The following is a 24,343-nucleotide window of genomic DNA, read 5'->3' on the forward strand; positions in this document are numbered from 1 at the left end:
ATATAATATTTACTGATTCTTCATCTACATACATATCCCCATATTCATTACAAATCAGTATTTTATCTAAAACCAAGCTTTGCGTTATCTCTACGAACCCATAATTGAATAAACCTTCTTTAAATGAAATATAATAATACACTTCATTATATTTCATCAAAATCTTAGCAGTGAAATTCTTATTTTTTAAAATACTAACCAAAATTTCCTTTATTAAAAATTGAATAGGTTTTATTTCAATATTTTTTGCACCTTCCACTAATTTACCAATTCTTTTAGCACCTCGTATAGAATATATAGAAATGACCTTATTCTTCTTAGTCAGCATATAGTCGTATAATAGATCACCATTCTGTGGAAAATCACTAGCAATTTTTAAAATTATGAAATCGTATATTTTACGTTTCCTAATTTTATAAATAAACTGCTTCACACAAAGCTCCTCCTCAAGTACTATTATTTTGATATTATTTTTTATAATACATTTAATTTCATTAATTTTATCAAAATTATACTCCTCTCCCTCCAATATAAATGAATTTCTTTTAATAAGAACTATAGATTTTTTCATTCAAAACTTTCCCCTCGAAGCGAAATATATTTATATAATCACCACATTTGATAACTTTATTCATTACTATCTTGAAAGCTATATGTTGGAATTAATATTGCTGTATCATTCTCAAAATTATATATAATCTCTCTTGTTCTAATAACATTGTTTAAATTCTTTGTGATTAGAAATAATTTATTATTACTTTTATAGTATTTTAGTGTACTGTTATCAATTTTTCTTTCAAAATCTTCCGAAAATAATTCTATGCTGTTACTTTCTCCATCAATGGAATCTTTCACATTTTCTTTTATTTCCCTATTTATATTTTTCATGTAATTGAAAAGAATTTCTTCTTCACTCTTACTTATATCGTAAATATCTTTATCGAATGAGTATAAATTACATAACTCAACATTATTTCGTATCATATTATACATAAAACTTCCTAGAAGGCTCATTAACGATAAAATTACTATAGCACTAATCAAAACGGTGCCTTCCTTTTTTATATGCATCTAATGAATTCCTTCCCATCTTTATCATATATTCTAAAATATATTAAATTTCCCTTTTTCCTTATTTCAAGTCTATCAATATCTTCTAGCATGGTATTTATTGTTTGAGTAACATTATTTCTTGTATATTTAACAAGAATCTTACCATCATAAGACTTAATAGTTTTATCTAAATTATTAGATTTATTATCATTTGAAAATGTAACATAATTTTTATCTACAATTATTTTTTGAAGCCCACCTTCTGAAATAATGTTATCAAGGTTTATAAAAAAATTTTGATAGTTATTGTACTTAATAGTCAATTGAGTTATTTCTATATAATTCTTATACATTGATACAAATATATCAATTCCTTCAAGTAAAATTACAGTTGTCAAAAAAATATATACTAAAGATTCTATAATAGTGAATGCTTTCGTTTTTCTATTTTTATTATTATCTTTGTATTTCATCCATCCACCAACTTTTAGTAAATTCTTTCTCAATGCTTGTTTCAATCTCATCGTTTCTAATATTAGCAACTATTTTTAATTTTAGACCAATTTCCTCATCACTAACTTTACTTATCCAAATCTCCTCTCCATTTTCGAGATTTTCTACATTACTACTAAGTAACTTTGTCGAAAAATCTCTATTATACCTAAATCCTATTTGTCCATTCTCTAACATTTTCTCTATTTCCTCAGATGATATATTATATTTAAATTCATTTATTAAATTAGCTACGGCTCTATTCGCTTCTTCACAAAGAATCCTCTCTTTTAAAATCTTGGAGTTTTGCATACAAGCACTAACAATAAATGTTGTAGTTAATGATAAAATCATGATTGAAGCTATAGCTTCAACAATTATACTGCCTTGTTTCTTCATCAAATCGCACCATTCTTAATAACAATAAAATCAACTCCGACACCAATTGTTATATCTTGTCTATCACCATTCTTATCTTTAATTTTTATTGTACAACCTTTGGATATCTTACCTTCAGGAGTAACTAGCACACTAATATCCTCACTAATTATCTGAATACCTTCAGGTAGATTAATAATCTTTTCTATTGCATCCCATCCTTCGATAAAGCGAATTTCATTTTTATTTGCTTTTATAGTAACTTTACCATACTTATTTTTTTCTCTACAAATAGCTTTTCCATATGACAGTAAATTTTGTATTTCATAAGTATACTCTGTGTAATTTATATCAAGATATAAATTACTACTCCATTTACTTAATGATATTCCTATACCAAATAATATAATTAAAATAAATATACATATTATTGTTTCTAACAAAGTAAAGCCTCTTTTTTTCATTATCTAATTCCACTTTTCAAGCTACCAAATAACGGTAAAATAAAATCTGCAAGAAAAAATGCAATAAAACTAGCCATTATTATTACAAAGGTAGGACTAATAAGTCTTAGGTATTTTTTTATTTGTTCATTCAAATTATATTCTAAATTATTTGATAATTCCTTAAATCCTTCTTCAATTGTTCCGCTCTCCTCCCTTAATCTCACTATCGCTATAGTATATTTAGAAAAAATACCTGTTTTCTCTAACGATTCTGTTAATGTACTCCCTCCCAAAATGCATGTATTAATTTCTTTTATTTTACTTTTTAAAAAATTGATATTTATACTTTTCTCACAATACTCAAGTGAATATGAAATATTTATTCCTGTACTTGTTATTATAGAGAAAAGTAGGATCATGATATATTCAAAAACTAATTTTACAATCTTTATTTTAATAAATTTCTCTGCATTTAATTGTTTTAAAAAACACTTTAAGAAAATAATTATTGCTATTATCCAAGAGATTGCTGATATTGATATAAATATCAAATTGCTTTTTACTATATTATAAATACCATATACAAATTTGCAGTTTGCTGGCAATTCAATATTCATCGATTTATATATCTCGCAAAAGTTTGGAACAATTATACTTATCAGAAATATTCCAAGAACTATCATTGATAAGAGAATGAATAGTGGGTAAGCACTTGCATTCCTAATTTCCCTTTTAATAAAAGTAGATTTATCATAATAAACCTTCAAACCTATTAATACCTCATATAATTTCCCCGTATTTTCGCCGATAGAAATTATCCCCGTAAAAAACTCAGGATATAATTCCTTGTATTCTGCAAATGCCTGTGATAGGGATTTTCCTTTTTTTACACTATCCAGTATGTTTACTAAGCTGCTTTTATATATTTTATTGGACAAGACATCAGCAACTAATTCTATTGCAGAAGTTATAGATATTCCATCTTTATAAATCTGAGCTAAACTTCCTGCCACTAATGATAACTGTCTCTCATCGACCTTATTTTTAATTAAAAATCCTATTCTTAAACCACTGTTCTTTTTATTTTTAAAACTGTCATAAGAATTTGTATAACGTTCATATTCTTTATCTTGACTTTGCCCATTTCTTTTATTATGCATTTAGCCCTTCTCCCTCAATAAATTCTTCAAAATCAATTTGAGATATTTTTCCTTCACATAATAGTCGCTCTAAATCATATTTCATATTAATGTTTGACAAATAATTTCTATCCATATACAACTCATCAATCTTCTTTTTTTCTTCCTCTTGCAAAAAGTAAACTGCACTTACTATTTCCCTACTTGAATACCCAGAATAATTGCATGCTTTACATCCACATTTCCTATATACTATTTTAGTATTTGCAGAGTTTTCGTAATCTACAGTTTTACATTTGTCACATAATATCTTTACCAATCTTTGTGAGATAATCCCAACTAAAGCATCACTTATCAGATATGGTTTTATTCCCATGTTTTCCAATCTTATATACGCTTCCCTAGCAGATTTACAATGAATTGTACTATATACCTTATGACCTGTAATCGATGCACGAACTGCCATATTGGCCGTCTCTTCATCTCTAATCTCTCCAATCATAATTACATCTGGATCTTGTCTTAATATACTCCTAAGCCCATTTGAAAAATCTATATTCAACTTTTTATTTAAGCTCATTTGGTTAATATTTGGCATTACGATTTCAACTGGGTCTTCAAGAGTCGTAATATTTAGAGATTTTGAATCTATCTCATTTAAAATTGTATAGAGCGTTGTACTTTTTCCAGATCCAGTCGGCCCACAAGTTAAAATCAATCCATTCTTCAAAGATATTATTTTTCTTATTATCTTAATTTGACCTTCAGAAAACCCCAAATCTTCTAATCTATAACTAAGATTTTCACAATATAGAATTCTTATTACTAATTTTTCACCATATACTACTGGTATAGATGATATCCTTAAATCATATTTCAAATCATTATAGTCAACTATTATTTTTCCATCTTGAGGTCTCCTCTTTTCAGTTATGTCCATATTGGCTTTAATCTTTATCCTTGATACTAAGCTTGTATATTCATTGAAATCAATTTTATGAACTACAACTAAACTCCCATTAATCCTATATCTAACATAAATACAATTTCCTTGAGGCTCAAAATGAATATCACTCGCTTTCTTATCAATTGCATTAAAAATTATTACATCTTGTAAATCTCTATTTTCTTCACCAAAAATTATGTTCTTCAAATGTTCGTAATTACTTTCTTCAATTTTTACAACTCTTACATTTTTATTGTAAATAAATTTTAAATAATCATTTGCTTCTTGAGAATCCTCGATGGACAAAACAATTATGCTGTTAGCATCTTCCCCAATAGGAACAATCTTGTACTTTTCACATATTTCTCTTTTCAAGCTTTTAGCTATCTTTAAATCCACATCTTCAATCTTGTACTCTTTAATTTTAGGATCACCTCTTAATATAGAAATTTGTTTATAGAAAAAGTCTAGACGTAAAAACTAATATTTATTCATGTACAGTAAACTTTTTCACTTTTTAGTAATTTAGTACTTGAAATCCCTTAATACAAAATTCAAAAAAATATATAACCGTTTAACTTTATTAACATAAACCCAAAAGAGGATAATCATGCATTAACTACATGATTATCCTCTTCTTTAATTAAGTATTGTATTCTATGAATACATAATCTGTTGAATTTTTTGTAACTAAACTTATACTTCCATCTTTTGAATATGTATATATTTGTTCCTGTTTATCATTTAAACTATTAGTTCCTATAAATAAAATATTATTATTTTCATCTATAGCAATGCCCTTTTCAATTTTAACAATTGCCGGAAAATCAAACACTAACCTTTTGGGTTTGTTATCTCTAAGTTCGTATAATGAATTTACATTACCTGAAACTCTTCCAGTAAAATATATTTTTTCGTCACTTACTATTATGTCAGATAATTCTTCTATACTATCACTTAAAAATTTTACATCTTTTTTCTTCTTATCTATTGCCATTAACTTTTTGTTGTTCTCTAAAGTCAATTGTATGAACATTACATTATTATCTGTTCCTTTTAGGAATGCTAAATATCCTTCTTTTATATTGTATAATAATTCTTCCTTATTTTCCTTTATATTGTAAGTAAATAATCCATTTATCCCATCATCACTAATACCATAATACACTAAAGTATCAGAGTCATACCAATCATAAAGCGTGCCGGATATAGATACATTCGACTTCATCTCTATTTGTTTATTTTCTTTTGTTGTATCGAATATCTTCAACTTAAGTCCATTGTCATCAATAAAATACGATATATACTCTCCACCTTTTGATAATTTAAGTTCACTATGATTTTTATCTTTTATTTCATTCTTATATCCATTATGAACTACGAAATTATTTCCTTCTTCCACATATACGTAACTTGATGTATCTTTGTCATAATCTAGTATCACAACATTATCTTTTGTACTTTCATATTTACCATTTTCATAATTATATAATTTATAATTTCCATCTTCATTTTTAAGTACTGCCCCTGAATTTAATTTTATCTCCTCTGCTATACTAGGCTCTTTTCCTTTTTCAGATGAACACCCTAATATGAACAGAGGCAAGACAATGAAAGCTAAAATTCCCCACGACTTTCTTTTAGATAGTTTCATTATTCTTCCCTCTTCTATGATTATTTACAAAGATAATTTCCCCTCAAAGACCACTTCTGCTGGTCCTTTCATAAACACATCGTCTCCTAATACTTCTATTACTAATTCTCCGCCTGGTGCCTTAACAAAAATTTCTTTATCTTTATGTACTAATCCAAGTTTTTTTGCTACCACAACTGAGGCACTACATCCAGTTCCACATGCAAGTGTTGCGCCCGCTCCACGTTCCCATGTATCTACTTTTATATGAGTTTCATCAATGATTTTAACAAAATTGACGTTACTACCTTCTCGAAATAAGTCAATCTTTTCTATTTTTGATCCATCTAAAATTACGTCATACTCTTTATCATTCTCAAAAATGATAGTGTGAGGCACTCCTAATAGTACAGTCGTCATATTATACGTTTTATCATCAACTGTAATGTCAGTCTTTATAATGCTTTCCATATTATTCAAAGGTATATCACGTCCATCATATGATGGTTTACCCATATATACTCTAACATATCTGACTTTTTCATTAGCAAGGATAATTTCAATATCCTTAACTCCATCTCCAGTTTCTACGGAAAATCTATCTCCATTGGCTATATTATGTTCATAAACATATTTACCAAAACATCTTATTGCATTTCCACACATATTTGCTCTTGATCCATCAGCATTTATTATTACCATTTTTGCATTAGCTATCTCTGATTTCCTTACAATAACTAATCCATCAGCCCCAATTCCAAAATGTCTATCACAGAGTTTCTTTGCAAGTAAACACTCATCCTCTATCTCATTATTAAAATCTTCAATAAATACAAAATCATTTCCTGCCCCTTGCATTTTATAAAAATTCATTTCTATTCCTCCTACTTAGTTTAATAGTAAAACTTTTATTTTGTATATTTATAAGTACAGCATACCTTGGGCTTTATTTTCTTATTCATTAATAATAATATCACCAAGTTTAAATTATAACTTATTTAATCCATTTTCCATATATATTTTTTATATTTTTTTATATTTTTTAGTAATTTTTTATGCATATCTTCCCATCCTATTAAAAACCTTAGTATCTTCTTCTATAAAAAATTTTTTTTACTGAAACTTCCAGCAATTTATTTCTTCATATTTGGCTAACAATTGATAATTCTATAATTATGATGTTATACTATTGTTAGTTACACTAAGAAAGGATGGCATAACATGGCATTAGATGGTATATACTTACACAGTTTAGTTAGTAATTTACAAGAATCAATTGTAAATTCAAAAATAGATAAAATAAATCAACCAGAAAAAGATGAAATAATTTTAACTTTAAGAAAAGAACGTAAAAACATTAAACTTTTAATTTCTGCATCTCCTCGGTTTGCTAGAATACATTTAACAAGTAGTGTTAAGGAAAATCCAATAAAGGCTCCAATGTACTTGATGGTTTTAAGAAAATATATACTTGGCGGCCGAATTACAAACGTAATTCAAAAAGATACTGATAGGATTTTAATTATTGAAATCGAGAATAGAGATGAACTTGGTTTTGATAGCATGTATTCTTTAATAATAGAACTCATGGGAAGACATTCCAATATTACCTTACTTAGAAATAGAGATAATAAAGTTATGGAATCAATAAAACACATTACTCCAGATATAAATAGTTATAGAGTATTGTATCCTGGTGTTAATTTTGTTTATCCTCCTTCATCTACTAAATTAGATCCTTTTTCTGTTTCTTATGAAGAATTATCTTCTTTTATAAGTAATAACTCTGTAGTTTTCGATCAAAAATTTTATTCTAATTGTTTTACCGGAATAAGTATGCTATTGTCTAATGAATTATATTATAACATTACAAAGGACAACAGCTCCCCAACTCAAGAAGAAATTTATGAAAACATCAAAGATTTTAACAGTAACTTACGCAACAATATGTCATTTAATATCTATACAACTCAAACTGGTATCGTAAAGGATTTTTACTCTGTAAAATTACAAACCCTCGAAAAAGAGTATGTTTCAATTCCTTATGAAGATCCTAATATTTTAATGGACGCTTTTTTTGAAAGAAAAGATAAACAAGATAGGTTACAAAATAAATCAACTGATTTACAAAAATTAATTAATACTAACATTGAAAGGTGTAATAAGAAAGTAAAAATATTAAACGAAACTCTTAAAGACTGTGCTGAAAAGGAATCTTTTAAAATAAAAGGTGATCTTTTAACATCCTATATTTACACAATAAAAAAAGGTGATAGCGAATGTACCTTATTAAATTTTTACAACGAAAGTGAAGAGGAATATATAAAAGTTTCCTTAGATACAGCTAAAACACCATCTGAGAATATTCAATATTATTATAAAAAATATAATAAACTTAAGATATCAGAAGAATACGCAAAGGTTCAATTAGAAAAAGCTTCTGATGAAATTAATTATTTAAATTCTGTTTTTACTAACATACTTAATGCTGAAAGCTATAATGAAATAGATGAGATAAAAAATGAATTGACTGAAACTGGATACATACGATTTAGAAAGAATACTAAAAACACTAACAAAATAAAAGCTTCTAAACCACATCATTTTGTTTCTAGTGATGGAATTGATATATATGTTGGGAAAAATAACTTACAAAATGATTACTTAAGTTTAAAATTCGCTAATAAAAACCATCTTTGGTTACACGCAAAAGATATTCCAGGATCCCATGTAATAGTTTGTGCATTTGATGTCCCAGATAAAACACTTGAGGAAGCAGCGATAATTGCAGGTTATTATAGTAAGGGAAAAAATTCATCAAAATTGCCTGTAGATTATACAAAAGTAAAGGAATTAAAAAAACCAAATGGATCAAAGCCAGGTATGGTCATTTATCATACCAATAAAACTCTTATAATTAATCCAAATGATTTTAGTAATATTCTTAATAATTAATTTAATTAATAAATTCTTTACTTGTTTGAATTTTCACTAGAAATAAAAAATTATATTAATAATCTTTAACTAAAAATTGAGGTTCAACTGTATGTTGATACCTCTTTTGTTTTATTTGAATACTTATTAAAAACTAAATAAATAGATCGAATTTTCTCCAAGCTTCTTCTAATAGCTGAACATTATTTGTAAAGAAATCTTTCTTTTCTTTTTCAATAGATATTATTAAGGCATTGATTAAGCTTAATGGTGCTGCGAATGATTCTATATCTTTTGACCCCTTACTTACAGCCGTTAATGCTACATCTGAATATGGTACAAGTGGAGATAACATATTATCAGTTAATGCTATAGTAGTGGCTCCCATTCTCTTTAAATGAGTGAAGATTTCTACTGTACTTCTAGCATACTTCTCAAAAGCGATTCCGATAACTACATCTTCATCATCTATTTCACTAATTTGCTTTGGTATTTGTTCAATATTATCAATTAAATTAACATTAATAAACATTAAATCAAGATAATATTTCAGAAATGCTCCAAGTACGGAAGAACTCCTCCTTGAAACTATAAAAATCCTCTTTGCTTTAAGCAATAGCTCGACCGCTTTTTTTAGTTCATATACATTGAGGTCATCCATAGTTGATTTAATATTATTTAAATCCTCTTCAAATATTTTATAAATTTCACTTTCTTCACTAAATTCTTTTTCCGAATCCATTTTCATTCTTTCTGCTTTAGACACTTGTTGCTGCATTGACTCTTGAGTATCTTTCAAGAATTCAGGGTAGCCTTTGTATCCTAGGAATATAACAAATCGAGTAACTGTTGCAATACTAACTCCTGATAGCTTTGCCAGTTTTTCAACAGTTAAAAATGGTGTACTATTCGGATGTGATAATATATATTTTGCTATTTTTTCTTGAGCCTTGCTCATGTTAGGTATTTTTTCGGCCATCTTTTGATATACTTCTGCCATTTTCTAACTCCTCCCTATCATTATTAAAATCTCATAATTTACACCCTATATTTTTTATTCTAAATCGTTTTTTAATGACTCATTTATAGCACTCTTAAATATAGAAAATAGTTCTTTACAATTAGCTTACCCTAAATCTTTGGTCATAAAATTTTGAACAAAAAAAGTGCTAACAATTATAACAAATTGTTAGCACCGTTGCTACCATATTTTACTTTAATTCATTTTATCATGCACATCGAGCCTTGTAAATATATTTTCACTGTTCTTATTACTAATCTTTCATTAATTAACTATTTGATTCATTTTCTTTAATTAATTAACTTTTCATGTGTTAATATTTAATTTATTAACATACTAATCCATTAATTGATTTATCAACAAATCACCCATGTTTTTAATTTTATCATTATTAAGATATTGATAATAGTAACATTTAATTTTGCCATTATATAACTTTCTATTTTTAGTTGACTTTATTCCAAATGTTTTTTCAAACAATTCAAATGAAGTTAATATATTAAAATCCCAAGTCTCTAATTTTTTCTTCATATTTCCCATGTGCTTATATAGAGAAGGTAATATTTCTTTTTCTCCAATTCTTTCTCCATATGGTGGGTTTGAAATTATAAATCCATATTTTCTTGAGGTTGAAAATTCCATGAAATCTCTTTTTTGAAATTGTATATATTTATCAACTCTAGCTTTTTTCGCATTTTCCATTGCAACTTTTATGACCTTATAATCTATATCATATCCTATTAGTTTAATGTCTTTATTTTTTTCAGATTTTCTAGCGCCATCTCTTACGATATCAAATGTATTTCCACTCATTGATGGCCACGTTTCACATACGAAATTTCTATCTATTCCTGGCGCTATATTCTGAGCTATCATAGCAGCTTCAATTAATATGGTTCCAGAACCACAAAACGGGTCAATAAGTTCAAATTCATCATTCCATCGTGAGATTAATAACATTGATGCTGCCAAAGTTTCTTTTAGTGGTGCCGCCCCAGCAAGCTCTCTATAACCTCTCTTATGTAAGCCAGGTCCCGTTGTATCTATTGTAAGGGTAACGACATCTTTCAAAATTGCTACCTCTATTTTGTATACAGGACCAGTCTCACTAAAAGTATCTATACCATAACTTTCACTCATACTTTTTATTACAGCTTTTTTTACTATAGATTGGCAATCTGGAACACTATAAAGTGTTGATTTAACACTTTTACCAACTACATGCATAATTCCATCCTTTGGAATTATCTTACTCCACTCTACTTTTTTTGTTCCTTGAAATAATTCTTCAAACGATTTTGCCTCAAATTCAGCCATTTTAATTAGTACTCTATCAGCTGTTCTTAAATGAATATTGCAAATTGCAATATCCATTTCATCGCCTTCAAAAGTCACTTTTCCATTTTCAATTTTTAAGTCTTCATATCCTAATGCTTTGAGCTCTTTTGCAGTTATACTTTCTATTCCAAACGTACTTGTTGCGATTAAGTCGTACATACTTCTGTATTCTCCCTTATTTGTTACTCTTTATCATATATTTTAACTGAATCTTCTCCATCAATTTCTTTCAGCGAAACTGCTATCACCTCATTTTTAGAAGTAGGAATATTTTTACCAACATAATCTGCTCTTATTGGTAATTCTTTATGTCCTCTATCTATTAATACTGCTAATTGAATTCCCGTAGGCCTATTAACATCTATTACAGCATCAATTGCTGCTCTTGCCGTTCTGCATGTGTATAGAACATCATCCACTATAACTATTTTTTTATCCTTTATTTCAAGACCTAAGTCCAGATTTCTAATTTCCAAATCTTCACTTATTTTAGTCAGGTCATCTCTATATAATGTTATATCTACAGATCCAACAGGAACCTCCTTGCCTTCAATCCCCTTTATGTAATTTGCAATTCTCTTAGCAAGAGGATATCCCCTTGTCTTAATCCCTAGCAAAACTAAGTCTTCAATACCTTTATTTCTTTCTATTATCTCATGAGCAATCCTTATTAATGTTCTATTTACAGCTTTTTCATCCAATAAAACTGCTTTTACTTTCATATTATGCCCTCCAACTCTTATTATTTTAATTCATTTCTTAGTTTATTTAATATTTCTTCAAAGTATTGTGGCAATTCTGTTGTAAACTCCATATACTCATTTTTACTTGGATGAATAAATCCTAAAGTCTTGGCATGCAGCATTTGCCCTTTTAATTTAAATTTTTGTTTTTTAAATCCATACAGAGGATCACCAACTAAAGGAAAACCGATTGATGACATATGCACCCTTATTTGATGGGTCCTTCCTGTTTCTAATATGCACTTTATCAAAGTATAACCATTATATCTCTCTAAGACTTCATAATGTGTTATTGCATTTTTACCGCCTTCTACAACAGCTATCTTAAGCCTATCCTTTTTATTTCTTGCCAAAGGTTTATTTATCGTTCCATTGTCATTCTTTATTCTTCCTTCGACTAAAGCATAATATTCCCTCTTCATTGAATGATCTTTCAATTGTTCCGAAAGTTTATTATGAGCTTCATCATTTTTAGCAATTACTAAAACACCCGATGTATCTTTATCAATTCTATGGACTATTCCTGGTCTTATTACCCCATTTATACTTGATAAATCTTTACAATGAAAAAGTAATGCATTTACTAAAGTTCCATTGTAATTACCCGGCGCCGGATGTACAACCATGCCTTGTTCCTTATTAACAACTACTATATCTTTATCTCCATATAATATAGTTAGCGGTATATCCTCTGGGTCAACTTTTAGAATTTCAGGTTCACTAAGCAATACTTCAATCTCATCATAAGGCTTTAGTTTATAATTGCTTTTTTGAATTTTATTATTAACTTTAATACTCTCTTTTTCGATAAGTCCCTGAATGAAAGATCTTGATTTATCATCAAATACTTCAGATAAATATTTATCAATTCTAATACCTTTATCTTTTTCATCAACTATAAAAATATTTTTTTCCATAAATCAGTAGCCCTTCCTCTTTAGCATATTCTTTCAACATTATAATATAATAACCTACACTTTACAATTGAAAACTTAATATTAAACAATAAATTTAATAACTCAGAAACTATAAAGGAATGAATTAAGAAATAAAAAAAGAACCGCAAATAAACGGTTCTTTTTTATATTTCTTACATCTTATTCACTTTGAACAAAAAAGCTTTTGATTTCATTTAACTCATCGTTTAATGAACCATACTCATTTAATTGTGAGGATTCCTCTGATTTCTTTTCATTTTCATTATTCTCACTACTAATTTCTTTTTCTATTATATCTTCTTTAATTTCATCATCATCTATTGGATCTGAAACATTATAATTTTTTATAAAATCCTTTTCTAAATCATCAAAGGTTTCTAACTGTGTATTCATAAAATTTCTATATTTTGCTCTAAATTTTATAAACTCTTGTTTTACTTTTTCATACTCATCATTAATTTGTATAACATCATTATGTGCTTTATCCAAAATCTTTTGAGCTGTTTCGTTTGCATTTTTTAATAATAATTCAGCCTCTTTCTGAGCAGAATTTTTTGCTTGTTCTGCAGCATTTTGTGCAAGTAACAATGTATTTTGTATAGTTGTTTCAATTTTCGAATAGTGATCAACCTTCTCATTAAGATTAGATAACTTTTCCTTCAAGTTTGCATTTTCTTTATACAATTCTTCATAATTATCAACAACTTCATCTAAGAATTCATCAACCTCATCTGAATTATAACCTCTCAAAGCTTTCTTAAATTCTTTATTGTTTATATCCATTGGTGTTAATTTCATACTTTCACCTCAACTATGTATATTTTTTAATAATAATTTTATTTCTTCCGCTTTTGCTATTCCCAATAGAATTACCCAAAATAAATTTTCCAAAACCTCTTATAGTAATTCTTTCTTCACCTTTTAGTTCATAACTTTTGTCTTTTATTTTAACATAATTAACGAGCACTAAACCTTGCTCAATCATTGACTGAGCCTTAGATCTAGATATATTTATAATTTTAGAAACTACCCCATCAATCCTTAAAGAAGAAACTAAAATAATTTCTTCTTTAAAAACTGTCTGGGGTAGAGTTCCAAAATCATCGACTATTTCTATATTACAGATAACCTTAGAAATTTTCTCTAAATTATATAAAATAAAATTTTCTATTTCTTCGTGTATGGGTACAAAGCACGTATTATTATCTACTTGCAAATCCCCAATTTTGCTTCTCTCTATCCCAAGTGACAAAATTCCACCTAAAAAATCTCTATGAGTAAGATTTGAAAATTTTGAAGTGCTCTGAATTTTTATTAATTTCATTGGATATGGAATCTCATAAATATTATTAAAAGAAATCATTCTTCTCTCAGAATCTTCGAATAATCCATAGCTATTAATTTTAACATCATTGCCTAAGTTTTTTTCAAACCAAGTCCATATATTGGGAGTATAAAAGTTTTTTCCAAATACACATATACCTTTATCTCTAGACAATATATATTTCTCATATAAATTTAATACGTCGTTCTTTTCATCATCCGAGAAGTTATTAATTATTTTATCTTTTATATTCAAAGTATAAGACCTCTTAGTAAATTTATAACTAGAAGAGCAATTATAGGCGAAAAATCCATTGGTATTCCTGAAATTAGTCTATCTTGAAGCCTCCTAAATGGCTCTAAAATAGGATAAACAAAATTGTGTATTAAATTTAAAAATTTATTTCCCTGAAGTTGAGGAATCCATGAAGCTATGCACTCTATGATTATAGCTAGTTCCAAAATATTAAAGAACATATCTAGAACCATATAAACACTATTAATCATAATTTTAACCTCCTATTTTGACCAATTGAATAACGCTTTCGAACTAAGTTCATTCTTTAATTCATTTGTAACTTCAACATTTGAAGGCGAAAGAATATATACACCTTTTTCTATTTGTTGCAATTCTCCACCTAATGCATAACAAGAACCGCTAATAAAATCTAATAATCTTTGAGCTATCTTTAATTCTAACACTGTTGTGTTAACTAATACTATTCTTCTATTTTTTAATGCTTCACAAATCTCTGTCGCTTCTTCGTAATCAACTGGCTTAGTTATAGTTACTTTTGTAGTAGAAGATGTGTGTATGTTTACTACCTTACTATTTTTCTTATTAGTAATAACTGGTTCTATTGTATCATCATCTTTAGAATCATCTTCGAATTCATCTTCAATATAGTCCTCATAATCCTCATAATCCTCAAACCCTAATAAAGATTTAACTTTTGATATAACATTACTCATTACTTTCGCCTCCTAAATTATAATTTCTTTCTCCAAATATTCCTGTCCCCACTCTAACTAAGTTTGAACCTTCTTCTATTGCTGTCATAAAATCATGAGTCATTCCCATAGATAATATGTTCATATTGATATTCTTATATTCTTTTTCCTTAAGCTCATCAAAAATCTTTCTAGTTTTTCTAAAATACTTTCTGTTACTTTCTTCATCTCCTATTGGAATAATTACCATTATACCTTTTACAGAAACAAAATTACATTTTTCAATTGCTTCTATAAGTTCATATAAATTTTCTTCTAAAATTCCACTTTTGCTTTCTTCTCTTCCAATATTAATCTGAATTAGTGTGTTCGCAATCTTATTCGCTTTACCAAAGCTTTTTTCAATTTCATTTAGTAAGCTGATACTTGATAGCGAGTGTATTAGGTGAACATTATCAACCAAATACTTAACTTTGTTACTTTGAAGATGTCCTATAAAATGCCACCTGACATCATCATGAAAACTTTCTGCTTTTTTTGCCATTTCTTGAACTTTATTTTCTCCAAAATCTCTCATTCCAGCCTTATATGCTTCTTCTAAATATTCTAATGGCTTCGTTTTGGAAACAGCTAAAAGCGTTACTTCTGATGGAATTTTAGATTTTAGTTCTTCAATATTTTGCTTAATTCCCATAATAAACACCTATAAAACTATCCCTTTCCTTTACATAATAATTATTCTATATTAAATTTAAAATTCCTGCAAAATTATAAATTTATTTTATTTCTTACTTTCATCTCTACTCATGTATTTAACATTTGAGTTGGCACTTGTTGGAGGCATAATAATTTTATCCACTTCTTTAATATCCACATCAAGTTTTCTAAACATAAGTTGTTTAATATGACTTCCATCCTCCAATAGAGCCGCTTTTAACTTTTCAGAATCCCCTATTACATAGATATTAAAAGGAGCATATTCCATTCCCCCATCATCAAATCCTATAAAAGCCCAATTGCATATAACTCCTGACCATGGCACAATTCTATGGTTATTAACACTAATAGCTTCTGCACCTGCAACTCGAAGTTCATTTAGAACCAAGGCCATATCATTATCATGCAAAAGCTTATTATTAATTTCGTCTGTATTTTCTTCCATTGCATTAGTTTTCCCATCATTTATCCTTAATATTATCCCTGGCCCTTCAATTTTACTTAATCCAATAAACATTTCATAATCATTAATCTGAGCTTTCATATCCTCAAGAATCTTATCATCTTTTTTGTCATTATTAACATAATTCCTAATTTTATCTATTTTCTCAATATTATCTTCTTTCAAATTACCTATTTCTCTATACAAGGCTGCTCTTTCTTCAACTGCATTTTGATACTGGGATGAATTTAGTTGACTGTAAGATTGAATTCCTTTGAAATTAAAATTTATAGATATTAAAAATCCTAATATTATTGTTGCAATGAAAACAAAGAGAAAGTCTTTATTATTTTTCATCACATCACCTCATCATTTAATCTCATCTTGTTCATTTACCGAATTATTTTTCAATTTATTTTTTCTCCAAATCTTAAATTGCTCTAATAACAACCTTCTTATGATTGCGAAATTATCAAAGATTCTTCCTCCAAATACAATTACCGCCGCCATATATATGGGTATCCCTAGTTTATCTCCTAAATATGCAAGACACGCTGCTAGTAAAGCATTTCCAAAAAATCCCGATATAAATATATCAGGTTGAAAATTTTTGGAAAGGTTACCTCTAATTGCCCCAAAAACTGAATCTAAACATGCAAGAATAGCCACAGACATATATGGTGAAAACTTATCAGATATATTAACATCTAATACAAATCCAAGTATTACTCCAATTAGTAGTCCTATTACTGCTATCAAATCTACTCTCTCCTATTCTTTTACTGATTTAATAAAATCACTTTTTAATGATTGTGTTGTTTTTCCTATAAATATATCCTCTTCTGTTTTCACTTCATTATTATAGTTAGGAAGAGCAAGATATTCTAAAGAACCTGGAAAGGATATTCCCACATTAAGTCTGCCCTTCTCTCCAATTGCCTTAATTACAATCTTATCTTTAGGATATACTTTTCCGGTCGATCCTATAGCAATTCCGTTCCCAGCCGTTTTAATTCCTGTCTGAGGAGTTATTCTAATATCATTTATAGATATAGCTTCTGCTCCTGAATACCAAAGTAAATTTACTATATGCACCAATTCATCTTCTCCTAGATTTCTACCGTTATCACTTGGGTTAGAACCAAATATAGATGTTTTCGGTGTTATTGTTAGTACAATACCTGGTCCTTTTACATCAACCACCCCTAAATGCATTCTTGCATTATCAAGCTGATTCTTTATATCTTTACCTAGGTCACCATCTTTTGCTGCTGTTTCTTCCATTTGCTTAAGTTCATCAGATAATTTTGTATTTGTCTTTGTCAATTCATCTTTTTCCTTTTTAAGTGCTTCTACTTCAGAAATTATATCATTCTTTTCATAATTACTAATATTGGATTCCATATTTTTATTAGATAATACTTTAAATTGATATGCTAATAAAAAACCTAAAAGTCCACAAACAAGTGCTATAAATAATTGCGATCTAGATAACTTCATTATTATCTTACCTTTCTTTATAATATACAGGTGCTCCATTAAATCCTACGTCAACATAACCTTTACTAATACCTATATTAGGATTTTCAATTATATGTAACAACTTATTCATCTTATCCGGTATGTTCTCATCATTGCCTAATCTTCCTTCTACTTGACCAACACAAACTTTTATATTCATAAGATCACTTATGTCAATATAATTTATATTATAATTAGTAGGATTTTTATTTATTATCTGAAAAAAAATATCTAAAATTTTTATTGTTCTATCATCATCAATTGTCTTTTTTCCAGGCTCTACGTCCTTTAAATTCATTCCTATTATGTTAACCAAATTTCTATTTTCAATATTATCTGTTTTCTCAAGAAGATTACACTCACTATCTAAAATATAATAGTACCCATCCTTCTCCACATAGTACAATCCTTGCTTTTCTAAAACTTTAATATTAACTTGTTTCGGGTATGTTTTACTAATCTCAATATTTTGTACATATGGATTTTTCTTTGCTTCATTTGTAATATTTTGCTTATTAATAAATAAAATATTCTGTCCAATTAAATTTTCCGTTCTCTTCTTTACATCCTCTCCGCTCATAATAGGATTACCTACGATAGATACTTTCTTAATGATAAAGAAATCCGATTTTGTTGCAAAAACAATTCCTCCAATCATCAAAATTATACTGATCATTATTATTTTTTTTACTCGCCTTTTTTTTTGAGCCTTTAAAATCAATTTATTATTTCTTTGTTTTATCATATCCATCCCTATTCTTTGTACTACTTGTATAATAGCATGAGTTTACATATATAATAATACCACTTTAACAAAATATTTTCATTAAATTTTCCTATTGATTTTATATATTTCTCAGTTAAATGTTTTCACAATTATATTAATTGTGAAAATTATATTTTATTATTCAAACATTCAATTCTAAATACATCCATGTGAGTAAAAAAATAAAGAGTAAGGAACTATATCATAATTCTTTACGCTTTATTTTATTAGAACATTTTCTTTAATTTCCTTTACTCTCTTCTTTTCCTTCAATTTGCCGCGATATATTTAAAAGTATTCCGACAGCCGTCATATTTATTAAGAGTGCCGTTCCTCCATAACTTATAAATGGTAAAGGTACTCCTGTTACTGGCATTGATCCAGTTACAACTGCAATATTAATTAAAGATTGTACTGCTATAACAGATGTTATACCTATTGCAAGAAGTGTACCATAGGTATCTCTAGCCTTCATTGCTACACTTATTCCTCTCCAAATAAATATTATAAATAATGTTATTATACATATACACCCAATCAATCCCAATTCTTCTCCAATTATAGAGAAAATAAAATCATTATGTGGCTCTGGCATATATAAGGTCTTTTGTCTCGATTGACCAAGCCCTAATCCAGTTACTCCACCTGCTCCTAATGCATAAAATGATTGTATTAACTGATATCCATCACCTATCGGATCATTCCAAGGATTCGTAAAACTCATTAATCTCTTCATTCTATAAGGTTCTAATACTGTAAATGCAACTGCAGCTGCAAACATTACAGGAGCAACTATCCCAAATAGATGCTTTAACTTGCCGCCAGCAGCAAAAAGAGTAATAAATGTTACAATCATTATTACTGACGCTATACTTAAGTTCTTTTGCGATAATACCAAAGCTGCATAAAATCCTGAAACACCTAGGTAGGGTAGTATCCCAGTCGAAAATTGCTTTACCCCCTCACCCTTAACTTCTAGGCTTCTAGCCAAAAACAGCACCACCACATACTTTGCTAATTCTGATGGCTGTAGACTACCAAAAGGTCCAAGAGGTATCCATCTTTGCGCTCCATTAACACTCGGGAAAAGAAATACTACTAATAATAAAGGAACACATCCTATCATTATCATCGCAGTATATTTCTTTAACTTATGATAATCCATACTCATTGTAAATGCCATTGCAACAACCCCAACAAGTGCTGCGATTCCCTGCTTTTTCAAATAATACATACTATCTCCCGATCTAAACATAGCATAATATGAACTTGCAGAATAAACCATAATTACACCAATAGAAAGCAGCAAAACTACAGTGTAAAATATACCATAATCAATTTCACCCATTTTATTTTTTCTTTTGGACCTAATGATCTTCATACATAAATCCTCCAAATCTAATTAACTAAAGTGCTATAAAACCTATTATACACAAAACTGCTGTAATACTTGAAAATACTGTTACTATTTTCACTTCACTCCACCCTAAGTGTTCAAAATGATGATGTATAGGAGACATTTTAAATACCCTTTTACCAGTTAACTTAAATGAAGTAACTTGAATTATAACAGATAAAGTTTCGATTACATACATACCCCCAACTATAACCACAAATAACTCCATTTTTAGCATTAATGCAATTGTCCCTATAGCTCCACCAAGAGCTAAAGATCCTGTATCTCCCATAAATATTTTTGCTGGGAAAGCATTATATTTTAGGAATCCAAGTAACGCTCCTGCTAATGCTAGTGCAAAAACTGCCACTTCATGATTTTGTGTTCTAAAGCCCACTATAGCAAAGAATGTCAATACGATAACAGTAACTGAAGTTGCAAGTCCATCAATCCCATCTGTTAAATTAACTGCATTGGTTACAGCCGCATAATAGACAATTATAAATGGTATATATAGTATACCTAAATCCATTCTATAGTCCTTGCTTGCAAAAGGCCATATTATATCTGTACCAATATATCTATATCCATACCATGCTAATGCTAATGAAAATAATAATAATAATATCATCTTTTGTCCCGCTTTTAGACCTAAATTATCCTTATGTATTATCTTTAAAATATCATCCAAAAATCCGATGAACCCAAATGCTAGAAATGAGTATAAAATAATCATTTCTTTACTCATTGGTTTTTGCCCCATAATTAATATAGCTGTGGCAGTAGAAATGAAAAATATCAATCCCCCCATTGTAGGAGTTCCTGATTTTTTCTGATGACTTTTAGGTCCATCTTTTCTTATATTCTGGCCAAATTTTAGTTTGTGTAATATTGGTATAAATATAGGCCCAAGTATTATTGAAAATATAAACCCTATTACTAACGGCCCCAATATTCTCCAATTTATCAATGAATTTATTACTTCCCCCATCCAGTGTTGCCTAAGGCATCAAAATAAATGCCTAATTAAGGCAAGTCACCTCCTTCGTTTTATTTTATTTTTCTATATATTTTATTATTTCTTCGAATTTTTCACTTCTAGATGCCTTAACCAAAATAATATCATCTTTATTTATTATATTTACTAATTCTTCCATTAATTCTTGTTTGCTCTTAAATATTATTGTATTTTCTTTAAAACCTTCTTTATAACAATCTTTGAATTCACCTGTAGTTAATAAAATATCGGCTTTTCCCCTCGCATATTTTCCAACTTCAGTATGTGCCTCTTTTGCATAATCTCCAAGTTCTCCCATAGTTCCTAATACTGCAATCTTTTTATTTCCATTATAATTTTTAAGAACTTCGAGAGCCGCCTTCATCGAATCAGGATTAGCGTTATATGAATCATTTATAATTGTAAAATTATCTTTTTTAATAAATTCAAGCCTCATCGATGTTGCATTAAAATTTTGTAATCCCTTTTCCATTTCATCAAAAGTCAACCCGAAATCTGCTGCTACTTGTATTCCCAAGAGTGCATTTAAAACATTATGCTCTCCAATCATACTTAATTTAAATCTATGGCTTTTGTTTTCTTTTGTTATTGCATCAAAAGAGGTATACTCAGAAGTTAATTTTATATTCTTAGCGTGAATATCATAATCTTCATTATAACCTATCTTCTCTAAACTATATTTATCACTTTTATTTACTAACTTTAACATATCATTTTCACAGTTTATAATTAAAGAATTCTTTGCTTCAAAATAATCAGCTATTGACATCTTCTCTTTAAGTATATTTTCACGTGTTTTCAAATATTCTATATGTGCTACGCCAACATTAGTTATTGCTGCTATATCGGGAAGAGCAATACTTGCAAGTTTATTAATTTCTCCAAAATTACTCATTCCCATTTCAAGCACAGCAATATCATAGTCCTTTGAAAGTTCAAATATCATTAACGGTAATCCAATTTCATTATTAAAATTACCTTGTGTTTTAAACACCTTATATTTCCCACTTAAGAATGCGGCAACTAAATCTTTTGTAGATGTTTTTCCTGTAGATCCTGTTATTCCGACCACTTTTATTCCAAGCTTTTTCCTATAGAATCTAGCCAGATCACCTAATGCTGTTTTAGTATTGTCAACCTTAATGATAGTTCCTTTATTTTTCAAATCTTTCAACTTAAATTTCACTTCATCAACTATTACTATAGACGCGCCTTTTTCAATAGCTTGAATTGTATAGTCGTTACCATTGAACTTTTCTCCTTTTAGCGCAATAAATAAATCATATTCATCTATCTTTCTTGTGTCAGTAGAAATCTTTTTAAAAACCCCTTCATTATTTTTAACTAATATCTCTCCATTGACTGCTTCAATTATTTCCTTTAAATTCAAATCCAAATCATCCACCCCTTTTTATCAGTATATGTTAAAGCAAAACTCTATAATTCATTATTAATGATTTCTTTCTCTGTCAAGTATTTCTTTAACGACCTCTCTTTCATCAAAATGAATTGTTTTATCTTTCAGAATTTGATATGTTTCATGACCTTTACCTGCTATAACTATTACATCACCTTTAGTTGCAATATCAATCGCTCTTTTTATAGCTTCTTTTCTATTTTCAATGATAATATACTTTTCCTTATCAAGACCAACTTCAATATCTTTTATAATGCTCATTGGATCCTCACTTCTTGGATTATCAGATGTTATTATTGATATATCTGCTATATCTGTTGAAATCTTACCCATCTGAGGTCTCTTCACTTTATCTCTATCTCCGCCACAACCAAATACAGATATTAGCTTGCCTTCAGTAAAGGCTTTTGAAGTGTTTAATATATTTTCAAGACCATCTGGCGTATGGGCATAATCAATTATAATTTCATAAGGTAAATTATACTCTCTAGCTACTCTTTCGCACCTTCCTAAAACAACTACGTTTTCTATGCCTCTTTTAATTGCCTCAACTGGAACCCCTGATTTAAAGCATGATATTATTGCTCCTAGTGCATTATATATATTATATTCCCCAGGTATATTTAAAATAAATTGTTCTTCTTCTTTTATATTAAGTTTAAATTTAATTTCTCTACTTCCCATTTCTTCATTAAATGCTTTATAGTCAGAATCCCCTTTTACTGAAAATGAATAAACATCGTCACTATTTAAAGCATATAAGTCACTCACTACTTGTCTTCCATAATTATCGTCAATATTAATAATTTTTATTCTTGATCTTTCAAATAACTTAAACTTTGCTTTGTAATAATTTTCAAAAGTCTTATGAAAATCTAAATGATCTCTTGTCAAATTTGTAAAAATCCCCACTTCAAAATTAACACCGTAAACTCTATCCAATTCAAGCGAGTGCGATGATACCTCCATAACACAATACTCCACACCTTTACTAACCATCTCAGAAAATAATTCTTGTAACTCTAAAGATTCAGGAGTAGTTCTTTCTGTATGGAGCCTTTCACTACCAATATAATTTGCTATAGTTCCAATTAATCCAACTTTTTTATTATACGCTTCAAGAATATCTTTAATCATAAATGCAGTAGTTGTTTTCCCATTTGTCCCAGTAATACCAATTATCTTCATCTTCTCGCTTGGATTATCATAGTAGTTTGCTCCCATTAAAGCCAAAGCTTTTCTTGTATCTGCACATTTAATGACTGTAATGCTATTATCATCTATCTCTATATCATCTTGAATAACAACTATCTTAGCTCCATTTTCAATTGCTTTATCAATATATCTGTGCCCATCAGTTGCATAGCCTTTTATACAAACAAAAATATCAAGATTTTTAACTTTTCTACTATCATAATTTATTTTATTGATTTCTACATCAATATCACCTTTAACAACTTTAAAATCTATTCCATCTAAAATACTTTTCAAATTCATATTAAATCTCTCCTAACTAATTTGCCTTATGCTACAAACTATAATAATTATTATCTTTAAATAAATACATAATTCATATTGTCTATTAGAATTAATAATTAAGGTCAAAATCCCCACAAAAGTTCCAAATTATCCGTTCCAATAAACAGTTATGAATTTCTTTAGAATTTGTGAATTAAAAAAATATAGCATGCGAGCATTCCCACATGCTAGTATTTTATCCTTAGTCTGATT

At 28.4% G+C, this 24,343-nt stretch carries 27 protein-coding genes; 1 reads left to right on the top strand and 26 read right to left on the bottom strand.

Translation table 11 applies throughout. From position 1 onward, the window contains the following. The 9 genes from CLCHR_RS12060 to dapF form a co-directional block, all read right to left on the bottom strand. A partial coding sequence (locus CLCHR_RS12060; RefSeq protein ID WP_079440054.1) for a hypothetical protein occupies positions 1 to 571 on the bottom strand: 571 nt, incomplete at its 3' end. A gap of 56 nt (positions 572 to 627) precedes the next feature. Next, positions 628 to 1,071, bottom strand: a complete 444-nt coding sequence (locus CLCHR_RS12065; protein WP_079440055.1) for a hypothetical protein — start codon at positions 1,069 to 1,071, stop codon at positions 628 to 630. Continuing rightward, positions 1,062 to 1,577 (bottom strand): ComGF family competence protein, encoded by a 516-nt coding sequence (locus CLCHR_RS12070; protein WP_242966022.1) that lies wholly within the window; start codon positions 1,575 to 1,577, stop codon positions 1,062 to 1,064. Before CLCHR_RS12070 ends, CLCHR_RS12065 begins: the two co-directional genes overlap by 10 nt. Then, positions 1,510 to 1,944, bottom strand: coding sequence for a hypothetical protein (locus CLCHR_RS12075; RefSeq protein WP_079440057.1), 435 nt, complete (start codon positions 1,942 to 1,944; stop codon positions 1,510 to 1,512). Before CLCHR_RS12075 ends, CLCHR_RS12070 begins: the two co-directional genes overlap by 68 nt. Further along, positions 1,944 to 2,387, bottom strand: a complete 444-nt coding sequence (locus CLCHR_RS12080; protein ID WP_079440058.1) for a prepilin-type N-terminal cleavage/methylation domain-containing protein — start codon at positions 2,385 to 2,387, stop codon at positions 1,944 to 1,946. The genes CLCHR_RS12075 and CLCHR_RS12080 overlap by 1 nt, the downstream gene beginning before the upstream one ends. After that, complete coding sequence (locus tag CLCHR_RS12085) at positions 2,387 to 3,529, bottom strand: type II secretion system F family protein (RefSeq protein ID WP_079440059.1); 1,143 nt, start codon at positions 3,527 to 3,529, stop codon at positions 2,387 to 2,389. Before CLCHR_RS12085 ends, CLCHR_RS12080 begins: the two co-directional genes overlap by 1 nt. Then, positions 3,522 to 4,853, bottom strand: coding sequence for a GspE/PulE family protein (locus CLCHR_RS12090; RefSeq protein ID WP_139376236.1), 1,332 nt, complete (start codon positions 4,851 to 4,853; stop codon positions 3,522 to 3,524). Before CLCHR_RS12090 ends, CLCHR_RS12085 begins: the two co-directional genes overlap by 8 nt. A 244-nt stretch (positions 4,854 to 5,097) precedes the next feature. Next, a complete protein-coding gene (locus CLCHR_RS12095) occupies positions 5,098 to 6,108 on the bottom strand; it encodes a hypothetical protein (RefSeq protein ID WP_079440060.1) in 1,011 nt (336 codons plus the stop codon). A 24-nt stretch (positions 6,109 to 6,132) separates the two neighbouring features. Then, positions 6,133 to 6,960, bottom strand: a complete 828-nt coding sequence (gene dapF, locus CLCHR_RS12100) for a diaminopimelate epimerase (protein WP_079440061.1) — start codon at positions 6,958 to 6,960, stop codon at positions 6,133 to 6,135. A 348-nt stretch (positions 6,961 to 7,308) separates the two neighbouring features. Between dapF and CLCHR_RS12105 the strand changes: the two genes are divergently transcribed. Next, positions 7,309 to 9,042: an Rqc2 family fibronectin-binding protein gene (locus tag CLCHR_RS12105; RefSeq protein WP_079440062.1), complete on the top strand. Its 1,734-nt coding sequence runs from the start codon at positions 7,309 to 7,311 to the stop codon at positions 9,040 to 9,042. 133 nt (positions 9,043 to 9,175) lie between these two features. On the opposite strand, the gene CLCHR_RS12110 is transcribed toward CLCHR_RS12105, so the two are convergent. The 17 genes from CLCHR_RS12110 to CLCHR_RS12190 all read right to left on the bottom strand — a co-directional run bounded on the left by CLCHR_RS12110 (position 9,176) and on the right by CLCHR_RS12190 (position 24,109). Then, positions 9,176 to 10,021 (bottom strand): MurR/RpiR family transcriptional regulator, encoded by an 846-nt coding sequence (locus CLCHR_RS12110; protein ID WP_079440063.1) that lies wholly within the window; start codon positions 10,019 to 10,021, stop codon positions 9,176 to 9,178. Between the two features lie 357 nt (positions 10,022 to 10,378). Further along, positions 10,379 to 11,539 (bottom strand): THUMP domain-containing class I SAM-dependent RNA methyltransferase, encoded by a 1,161-nt coding sequence (locus CLCHR_RS12115; RefSeq protein ID WP_079440064.1) that lies wholly within the window; start codon positions 11,537 to 11,539, stop codon positions 10,379 to 10,381. A gap of 23 nt (positions 11,540 to 11,562) precedes the next feature. Next, positions 11,563 to 12,102, bottom strand: coding sequence for a bifunctional pyr operon transcriptional regulator/uracil phosphoribosyltransferase PyrR (gene pyrR / locus CLCHR_RS12120; protein ID WP_079440065.1), 540 nt, complete (start codon positions 12,100 to 12,102; stop codon positions 11,563 to 11,565). Positions 12,103 to 12,122: 20 nt separating this feature from the next. Next, positions 12,123 to 13,040: an RluA family pseudouridine synthase gene (locus tag CLCHR_RS12125; protein ID WP_079440066.1), complete on the bottom strand. Its 918-nt coding sequence runs from the start codon at positions 13,038 to 13,040 to the stop codon at positions 12,123 to 12,125. Between the two features lie 180 nt (positions 13,041 to 13,220). Continuing rightward, complete coding sequence (locus CLCHR_RS12130) at positions 13,221 to 13,859, bottom strand: DivIVA domain-containing protein (RefSeq protein WP_079440067.1); 639 nt, start codon at positions 13,857 to 13,859, stop codon at positions 13,221 to 13,223. Between the two features lie 13 nt (positions 13,860 to 13,872). Beyond that, the gene (locus CLCHR_RS12135) at positions 13,873 to 14,634 is read right to left on the bottom strand and encodes a YlmH family RNA-binding protein (protein ID WP_079440109.1); all 762 of its coding nucleotides are present in this window, start codon (positions 14,632 to 14,634) and stop codon (positions 13,873 to 13,875) included. A 2-nt stretch (positions 14,635 to 14,636) separates the two neighbouring features. Then, the gene (locus CLCHR_RS12140; RefSeq protein ID WP_079440068.1) at positions 14,637 to 14,891 is read right to left on the bottom strand and encodes a YggT family protein; all 255 of its coding nucleotides are present in this window, start codon (positions 14,889 to 14,891) and stop codon (positions 14,637 to 14,639) included. Between the two features lie 12 nt (positions 14,892 to 14,903). Further along, positions 14,904 to 15,356: a cell division protein SepF gene (locus tag CLCHR_RS12145; RefSeq protein WP_079440069.1), complete on the bottom strand. Its 453-nt coding sequence runs from the start codon at positions 15,354 to 15,356 to the stop codon at positions 14,904 to 14,906. Further along, a complete protein-coding gene (locus tag CLCHR_RS12150) occupies positions 15,349 to 16,029 on the bottom strand; it encodes a YggS family pyridoxal phosphate-dependent enzyme (RefSeq protein WP_079440070.1) in 681 nt (226 codons plus the stop codon). The genes CLCHR_RS12145 and CLCHR_RS12150 overlap by 8 nt, the downstream gene beginning before the upstream one ends. An 87-nt stretch (positions 16,030 to 16,116) precedes the next feature. Beyond that, positions 16,117 to 16,851 (bottom strand): DUF881 domain-containing protein, encoded by a 735-nt coding sequence (locus tag CLCHR_RS12155; RefSeq protein ID WP_079440071.1) that lies wholly within the window; start codon positions 16,849 to 16,851, stop codon positions 16,117 to 16,119. 12 nt (positions 16,852 to 16,863) lie between these two features. After that, positions 16,864 to 17,253 (bottom strand): small basic family protein, encoded by a 390-nt coding sequence (locus CLCHR_RS12160; RefSeq protein ID WP_079440072.1) that lies wholly within the window; start codon positions 17,251 to 17,253, stop codon positions 16,864 to 16,866. A 12-nt stretch (positions 17,254 to 17,265) separates the two neighbouring features. Further along, entirely contained in the window at positions 17,266 to 17,994 is a 729-nt protein-coding gene (locus CLCHR_RS12165; protein ID WP_079440073.1) for a DUF881 domain-containing protein, read from the bottom strand. Positions 17,995 to 18,001: 7 nt separating this feature from the next. Then, a complete protein-coding gene (locus CLCHR_RS12170; protein ID WP_079440074.1) occupies positions 18,002 to 18,760 on the bottom strand; it encodes a cell division protein FtsQ/DivIB in 759 nt (252 codons plus the stop codon). A 262-nt stretch (positions 18,761 to 19,022) separates the two neighbouring features. Beyond that, a complete protein-coding gene (gene spoVE / locus CLCHR_RS12175; protein ID WP_079440075.1) occupies positions 19,023 to 20,162 on the bottom strand; it encodes a stage V sporulation protein E in 1,140 nt (379 codons plus the stop codon). Between the two features lie 25 nt (positions 20,163 to 20,187). Next, entirely contained in the window at positions 20,188 to 21,168 is a 981-nt protein-coding gene (mraY, locus tag CLCHR_RS12180; RefSeq protein WP_079440076.1) for a phospho-N-acetylmuramoyl-pentapeptide-transferase, read from the bottom strand. A gap of 64 nt (positions 21,169 to 21,232) precedes the next feature. Further along, a complete protein-coding gene (locus CLCHR_RS12185; protein ID WP_079440077.1) occupies positions 21,233 to 22,591 on the bottom strand; it encodes a UDP-N-acetylmuramoyl-tripeptide--D-alanyl-D-alanine ligase in 1,359 nt (452 codons plus the stop codon). Between the two features lie 54 nt (positions 22,592 to 22,645). Then, entirely contained in the window at positions 22,646 to 24,109 is a 1,464-nt protein-coding gene (locus CLCHR_RS12190) for a UDP-N-acetylmuramoyl-L-alanyl-D-glutamate--2,6-diaminopimelate ligase (protein WP_079440078.1), read from the bottom strand. Between the last annotated feature and the right edge of the window lie 234 nt (positions 24,110 to 24,343).

The sequence above is a fragment of the Clostridium chromiireducens genome (genome assembly GCF_002029255.1).
Lineage (GTDB): Bacteria > Bacillota > Clostridia > Clostridiales > Clostridiaceae > Clostridium > Clostridium chromiireducens.